The following is a 7,206-nucleotide window of genomic DNA, read 5'->3' as shown; positions in this document are numbered from 1 at the left end:
GTCTAAAGTGTCGGCCACGGCCATCACGCGATCTTGGGATGTCTTCACAAACTCCGAATGATCACGTGGTGGCCGTCTTCATGCCACCTCAACGCTCAAGATCGCGAAGTGTCACTGGAGTACTAGCTGTTCGGAGGACCGCTTCGGGGTCAGGGTCGGGATGCCGAGCTCCGCCGCGATCTCGTCGTCGATCATGGTTCGGATGCGGTTCTTGTCCTTGACCAGGTCAACTGAGGCGCGCAGGGTATCGCCGCCGACGTTGTCCATGACGGCGTCCACGCCGTCGGGCGCTACGGCGCGGACCTGGTCGCTCAGATCCACGCCGTAGGTTACTGGGATCGTGCCGATGGAGCGCAGGTAGGCGTGGTTGGCCTCACTGGCCGTGCCGATGACGGTGACGGCCCCCCACGCCAGAGCCAGTTGAACCGCGAAAGTGCCCAGTGCTCCGGCGGCCGCGTGGATCAGCACGGTGTCCCCGCGCGTCACTCGCATTTCGCTCAGGCACAGGTGTGCGCCAATGCCGTTGGTAGGGAATCCGCCGGCGATGTCCCAGGGGAGGTTCTCCGGCTTGCGCGCCAACTGCTCCGGGGAAGCCACCACATACTCCGCATATCCGCCCAAGGTGCAGAATCCGAGGACCTCGTCGCCCGTGGCGTTGCCGGTGACACCTTCGCCCACCTGGTCGATGACCCCCGCGAACTCGTTGCCCGGGATCACGGGGAAGGAGGTGTCGACCGAAGGCGGCACCCAGCCCTGCCTGATCCCCGTGTCGAAGTGGTTGACCCCGGCCGACCGTACCCGGACGCGGACCTGTCCCGGGCCGGCCTGTGGGATCGGCACGTCCATCAGGGTCAGCACTTCCGGCCCGCCGAACGATGACAAGGCCGCGGCTTTCATAGAGATCACTTCATGCTCCCTTTCGGGGATGGGGCCTCGTCTCCGAGGACGCGCTGGGATGCCGGAGGCCGGGTGGCGGCGATGGTGGCGCGGCCGGCAGGCAGGCGGGTCGCGACCGCCATCACGGCGACGGTCGTCAGGCCGGCGGCGATCAGCAGGACCTGCACGCTGACCAGATCGGCCAGTGGGCCGAACACGACCATGCTGACCGGTGTGGCCAGCGCCGAGACGATGCTGACGTAACTGAAGACGCGGCCGTGCATGCCGGGTTCGACCCGCTCCTGGATCAGCGTCGTGAATGGGGCGCCCAACAGCGGTGCCAGCAAGCCGAAGGCGAACATGAAACCGTAGAACACCCACACGTTCGTGCTCAACCCCATCGCCACCGTGACGGCCCCGAAGCCGTAGGTGGCGACCAGGATCAGGCCTATCCGGCCGCGCTTGGCCAGCACCGTGGACATCAGGACGCCGCCGAGCAGCATGCCGGCGCTGAAGGCCAACTCCAGGACCGTCAGCAGCCACTCCTCGGTGCCGAACGTGCGCGCGACCATGAGCGGGGTGACGTATGAGGGCGCGACGGTGAGCAGGAAGGTGATCGCGTACACGCTGAGCAGCCAGCGCACGATCCGGTGCGTCCGCAGATAACGCATCCCCTCGACCAGATCCTGCCGATACGTGGTGCTCGCCTCGGCCACCCTCTGCAACGCCGGGACGGAGACCTTCCCGAGCATCGCGATCCCGATCAGTGCTGTGATCACGTCGAGGAAGAAGACAGGGACGATGCCGGAGACGGCGAAGATCGCGCCGGCGGCGGCCGGGGCAAGGAGCGCCATCGCGGACTGGATGGTGTGGAAGATTCCGTTCACCCGCATCAGATGCTCGCCCGGCACGATCTGCGGGATCATCGCTCGTACGGCAGGCGCCTGGATACCGGCCCCGACCGAGCGGACGGCCACGGCCAGCAGGACGATCCACAGGTCGTTGATCCCGTTGGCCATCAAGAACGCCAGCACCAGGGTCGCCAAGGCGATCCCACCGTCGGCGATCATCACCAGCACCCGGCGATTCACCCGGTCGGCGAGTACGCCTCCGAACAGCGCCACCACGCCCTGCGGCGCGAAGGCTGCTACAACGTAAAGGGCCATCGCCAGCCCGGAGCGGGTCTGGAGCGTCACCCACCACATCACCGCGTACTGCACGACCATCGAGCCGAACAGGGACATGGTCTGACCGGACACGAACAGGGCGACGTTGAGGCGCCAGGGGGAACTCATCGTTTCCCTCCCCCTTCTCATTGTGCGGATCGTTTTGCTCCGCACAAGGCAAGTTAGCGCGGAGCAAAACGATCCGCAACTACGTAAGATGGCCTCATGGGCTCGTCCAGACATCGCGAGGCACGACAGGCTGAAGTGACGCGTAACGATCGCGCGCTCCTCGAAGCAGCGCGACGCGTCTTCGCGCGCGATGGCCGCCACGCGACTGTCGCGGCGATCGCCGATGAAGCCGGCGTCGGTGTCGGCAGCCTCTACCGTCGATACAGCAGCAAGGACGATCTGTTCCGCGCGCTGCTCAACCACTCCAACGAACAGTGGGCCAACGCGGCCGAACGCGCCCTCGCAGACCCGGATCCATGGCAGGGTTTGGCGGGCTTCATCATCGAATGCGTTGAGTTCGGCCAGGGCACCCTGGCCCCGCTGGCCGACGAAATCGACGGCGCCCCGGAACCGGACGAGACATCCCAGCGAGCCGACACTGCCTTCCAGGACATGATCCAGCGCGCGCATCAAGCCGGTGTCCTACGCCCGGACGCAACCGCCGTCGACATCATCCTGCTCATCGAGCAGCTCGGCAGATCGCCGCTCCTTGAGCAACTCCGCCTGCAAGGCAGGACGGGCCTCCTGGCCGACGCACAGGACGCGCGCCGCCGCATCATCGCCGTCGCCCTCGACGGTCTCCATCGTGCGCCCCAAACCGCCCTGCCGGGTGAACCTCCCTCTTCCGACCTCGTGGAAGCTCGCTGGGCCGGTCGGCCTGAGCAGTGCAGCTCACGCCGACGGAGCTGAACCCGTCACAGCTTGAACTGAAGACTGTTGGACCTCCTGGCGCTGTCCGCTTCCCCGTCGTCCTGTCGTCCCATTTTGTGTTGGGAGTTGACCAGCCAGACCTCCAGCCCGGCCGCCTCGATCAGGGACGGGGTTGAGGAACCGGCGGACAGCCGTTATCGACGAGAACGATCTTGCTAGGGGCGCGGACGGGCAGAAACGGGATCCGGATTGGATAGCTGCTGGTCAGCGTCGCGCGAGTGCTGCGCTTGCCGGGCAGCATGGCGCCAGGAGGTCTCGCGGCGCTTGGCGGCGCTGATCCTTCGGCCTGGCGTTCGGCGCGTAGCTCCAGTTCGTATTCGGCGGCTGCGGCCAGGACCGCGAACGTGAAGCGCCTTTGGTGTCCAGGTCGACGTTCTCGGTCAAGGACACGGCTCATCCCAAAGTCGCAGCACCGCAGACCATCGACTGAAGACAGGGCCTGCCGCTTCTTCCCAGGCTTGCCGCCGGCCGGTTGCCCGCCAGCACGCCAAGGTCACCGACGCGCGCCGGGACTTCCTGCACCAGAGCACGACCCGGGTGATCCGTGAGAACCAAACGATCACCCTGGAATCGTTGGCGGTGCGGGCCCTGTCACGCGGACCACTGGCCAAAAGCGTGCACGACGCCGGGTGGGGGACCTTCATTCGCATGGTGGAGGACAAGGGTGCCCGCTACGGGCGGGCCGTCACCAAGGTGAGCCGCTGGTTTGCCTCCACTAAGACCTGTCCGTGCTGCGGGTGGGTCAACACCGAGCTGACCTTGGCGGACCGGGAGTGGGACTGCCGGCAGTGCGGAGAGCATCACGACCGGGATGTCGCGGCGGCGTTGAACCTCCTCGCGGAGGGGATCCGGCTGCGCACCCTGTCAGGCGCCGACACGGGGACCGGCAGCGAGATCGGCAGCGAGATCGGTCGTGAGCAGCAAGTGGCCGCCGGGCTGGCGGACACTGGAAACGACTGTGGAGGGCGGGTAAGACCAGGCGAGGCAATTCCGACCCTGGCACAGTCCGAAAGCTACGGCGCTCAAGCGGGGTAGAGGAAGCAGTAAGGCTCCTGCGGTGACGTGGGGGAGTCCCCGGAGTTTACGCCGGGGAGGAGGTCAACGCACATAGATGTCCGGCCTGGGTGGGGTGGGCATGCGGTCGCCGATGAAGAAGCTGGTGTGCGGCGGTTGGTTGTAGGCGGTGTTCTGCCAGGCGATGGACACGCGATAGAGGGGGTCGTGCATCAGCGTATGGATGCGCCGGTCGGTCGGGGTGGTCGTGGCGTGGATGCGCAGGGCGCGGTTGTCGGTGGTGGGCCAGATGACCTCCTCGCGCCAGTCGCCGAACAGGTCGCCCGACAGTGACGGGGTGGCCTTGGTGCCGTTGTTGGAGTGCACGCCCGAGGCGGTCAGCAGCCGGGTGTCGCCGTTGGTGCCGTACTTGTCGATCCTGGTCTGGTCGAGCAGTTCCCTGAGGGGGTCGGCGTCCCACCAGGCCAGGAAGTTGATCGAGGAGGGTTTGCGGCCGGCGGTGTTGCCGGTGACGCTGCGGAGGTTGGCGTCGGCGGCGGACCAGAATTCGGCGGCGATCCTGACGGTGGAGATGTCTGCGGCGACGCCGCGGCCGTTGTCGCCGGAGGCGGGGGTGGACCACAGGATCTGGCCGTTGCGGGGGTCGATGTAGAGGGAGGAGGGCTGGGAGGAGGACTCGCTGACCTTGAAGTACTCCAGGCCGGCGCGGGCGGGGTCGAGGTCGCCGAGGTGCTGGGCGTCGCCGTGGCCGGTGCGGGTGGCCCACATGCCGGTGCCGTTGTCATTGACGGCCATGGCTCCGTAGACGATTTCGTCGCGGCCGTCGGCGTCGACGTCGCCGACGGACAGGCTGTGGCTGCCCTGGCCGGTCCATTGGGAGCCGGCCGAGTTGCTGTCGAACGTCCAGCGTCTGGTGAGTGTGCCGTTGCGGAAGTCCCAGGCGGCGATCACGGAGCGGGTGTAGTAGCCGCGGGCCATGATGAGGGAGGGCCGTTCGCCGTCCAGGTACGCGGTTCCGGCGAGGAAGCGGTCCACGCGGTTGCCGTAGTTGTCGCCCCAAGAGGAGACGGTGCCGCGGGGCGGGTCGTAGGCGACCGTGGACATGGCGGCGCCGGTGAGGCCGTTGAACATGGTGAGGTATTCGGGGCCGGTCAGGATATAGCCGCTGGAGTTGCGGTGGTCGGCGTTCGCGTTGCCGATCACGGTGCCTGCGCCGTCTCTGGTGGCGTCGGCGGTCTTCATCGCGATCTCGGCGCGGCCGTCGCCGTCGTAGTCGTAGACCTGGAACTGGGTGTAATGGGCGCCGGCGCGGATGTTGCGGCCGAGATCGATACGCCACAGGCGGGTGCCGTTGAGCCGGTAGGCGTCGATGTAGACGTTGCCGGTGTAGCCGGATTGGGAGTTGTCCTTGGCGTTGGACGGGTCCCATTTGAGGATGATCTCGTACTGGCCGTCGCCGTCGAGGTCGCCGACGCTGGCGTCGTTGGCGCTGTAGGTGTAGGCGACTCCGTCCGGGGTGGTGCCGCCGGAGGGAGGTTGGATCGGGACGTCGAGGTAGGAGCCGCCGGTGAAGCGGAGCGAGGCGGGGGAGGCGGGCTGTTCGGCGCCGCCGACGACTGCTCTGACGGTGTAGGAGGCGTCGGCAGGGGCGCCGTTGTCGAGGTGGTTGGTCGAGGTGGTGAGGCCGGTGGCGATCCTGGTGGAGCCCCGGTAGAGGTTGAAGGAGACGCCGTCGGGGTCGGTGCCGAGCAGGCGCCATGAGACGAGGTTGCCGGATCCGGATCGTACGCTGATCAGTCCGCGGTCCAGGTCCTCCATCTGCTTGGTGGGTGGGGCGGCGTGGGCGGGGGCGCCGGTGGTGGTCATGGTCGCTGTGAGGGCGAGGACGGCGGCCGCGCCGGCCTTTCGTAACCGCATTGCGGGATCCTTTCGGCAGAGGATGGTAAGCGCTTTCCCGATGGGCGAAAAAGAAAGTTTCATGGGGGCGGGCGGACGAGTGTTAGCGCTAACGTCATGGGGCCGGCAAAGGGAGCGGCAGGAATGAGGTACGGAGCTGCGGGGACGGTCATCTGGTCTCCTCGTCGGTCATGGGGATGCTGGAGCCGGATCTCGGCGTATTAAAGCGTCCGTACTCCTGTGCCGCAAGCGTGGCCGCCCATGCGTTGTCTTGACGCCGGTATCAAGGTTCTGGCGCGGACAAGGCGCCTATCGTGCGTCCGGTTTGTTCGCGCGATTCGCCGGCCTCGCCGAGATGGCCTGCAGATGGCCGCCTGCCGGTGGATGTCGACGACGCCGGCATCCTGGGCGCCGAGATCAGCCCTGACCTGCCCTGCCGGCGGTCCGCGCTGCGGTCGACGCCCTGGCCGGCATCACCGCCATCGGCAAGCGGCCTTTACGAGGACCTCCCCGGCGTCCGCCCGGTAGCAGAACACGGATCGCCCGGCGCGTCGTCGCTGGATCAGGCCGGCGTCGAGCATGATCTTCAGGTGCCGGCCCGCCGATCCCCGGCCATGCCCGGCCATGGCCACCAGCTGTGTCGAGGTCTTCGGGGTTTCGAGGAGGATGAGAACCCCCGCTCGGGCCGGTCCGAGCGACGTGCCCAGGCTCTCGGGCGTCCGGGCGAATCCGTACGATGCGACGGCGTGGGGAGTCTTCTCCTGGGAGCCCACCCGGTACGCCGTCCAGGGAGAAACGGCTGAAATCCGGCCGGCATGAACGGCACCGGCAACCAGGGGGACAACATGGCCACCTTCGACTGGACCGGCAACATCAACCCGAGCGCCAGGTGGAATCCCTGACGGGTGGCGCTTGGGAATTGACAAGCAGGGGCGGTGTACGGCATTCTGTAAATGCGACCGGGATGATGTGGTCGGCGTGAGCGTGGACAAATTGAATTAGAGCGAGTACGCTCATTCTTCCACGCTATCTTTTAGGCGATCCGCGATGCTTGTTCACGTTGCGAGGTTGCCTGGCGTGCGTGTAGTCAGTCCACCGCGAGCCCTCGGAAGGACATCTGTTGGCAGCCTCGCGCAACGCCTCCGCCGTACCCGCTGGTCCCCATCGCGTCTCTTTCGCGCGTATCCAGGAGCCTCTCGAAGTTCCTGACCTTCTCGCCGTGCAGACCGAGTCTTTCGATTGGCTGCTCGGAAACGAGAAGTGGAAGGCCCGGGTAGAGGCGGCTCGTCAGGCCGGGCGCAAGGACGTCCCGACC

Annotated in this window: 7 protein-coding genes; 3 read left to right on the top strand and 4 right to left on the bottom strand. The window is 66.8% G+C overall.

Annotated elements, in window-relative coordinates:
- Positions 1–111: 111 nt before the first annotated feature.
- Both ACIBX3_RS60985 and ACIBX3_RS60980 read right to left on the bottom strand, forming a co-directional pair.
- Complete coding sequence (locus ACIBX3_RS60985; protein ID WP_397129991.1) at positions 112–897, bottom strand: NADP-dependent oxidoreductase; 786 nt, start codon at positions 895–897, stop codon at positions 112–114.
- A gap of 5 nt (positions 898–902) precedes the next feature.
- The gene (locus ACIBX3_RS60980; protein WP_397129989.1) at positions 903–2,171 is read right to left on the bottom strand and encodes an MFS transporter; all 1,269 of its coding nucleotides are present in this window, start codon (positions 2,169–2,171) and stop codon (positions 903–905) included.
- 96 nt (positions 2,172–2,267) lie between these two features.
- On the opposite strand from ACIBX3_RS60980, the gene ACIBX3_RS60975 reads away from it, so the two are divergent.
- Together ACIBX3_RS60975 and ACIBX3_RS60970 are read left to right on the top strand one after the other, a co-directional pair.
- Positions 2,268–2,960, top strand: a complete 693-nt coding sequence (locus ACIBX3_RS60975; protein WP_397129988.1) for a TetR/AcrR family transcriptional regulator — start codon at positions 2,268–2,270, stop codon at positions 2,958–2,960.
- Positions 2,961–3,407: 447 nt separating this feature from the next.
- A complete protein-coding gene (locus ACIBX3_RS60970) occupies positions 3,408–4,016 on the top strand; it encodes an RNA-guided endonuclease InsQ/TnpB family protein (RefSeq protein WP_397129990.1) in 609 nt (202 codons plus the stop codon).
- Between the two features lie 63 nt (positions 4,017–4,079).
- Here ACIBX3_RS60970 and ACIBX3_RS60965 read toward each other — a convergent pair whose 3' ends face one another.
- A complete protein-coding gene (locus ACIBX3_RS60965; RefSeq protein WP_397129987.1) occupies positions 4,080–5,912 on the bottom strand; it encodes a rhamnogalacturonan lyase in 1,833 nt (610 codons plus the stop codon).
- Between the two features lie 452 nt (positions 5,913–6,364).
- Complete coding sequence (locus ACIBX3_RS60960) at positions 6,365–6,664, bottom strand: ArsR/SmtB family transcription factor (RefSeq protein WP_397129986.1); 300 nt, start codon at positions 6,662–6,664, stop codon at positions 6,365–6,367.
- Between the two features lie 347 nt (positions 6,665–7,011).
- Here ACIBX3_RS60960 and ACIBX3_RS60955 point away from each other — a divergent pair.
- Positions 7,012–7,206: hypothetical protein (locus ACIBX3_RS60955; protein WP_397129985.1), on the top strand; the 195-nt coding region annotated here is incomplete at its 3' end.

It is taken from the genome of Nonomuraea sp. NPDC049480 (assembly GCF_044465905.1).
GTDB lineage: Bacteria > Actinomycetota > Actinomycetes > Streptosporangiales > Streptosporangiaceae > Nonomuraea.
Note: the sequence above shows the minus strand (reverse complement) of the source record. Positions and strands in the feature narration are given on the sequence as shown.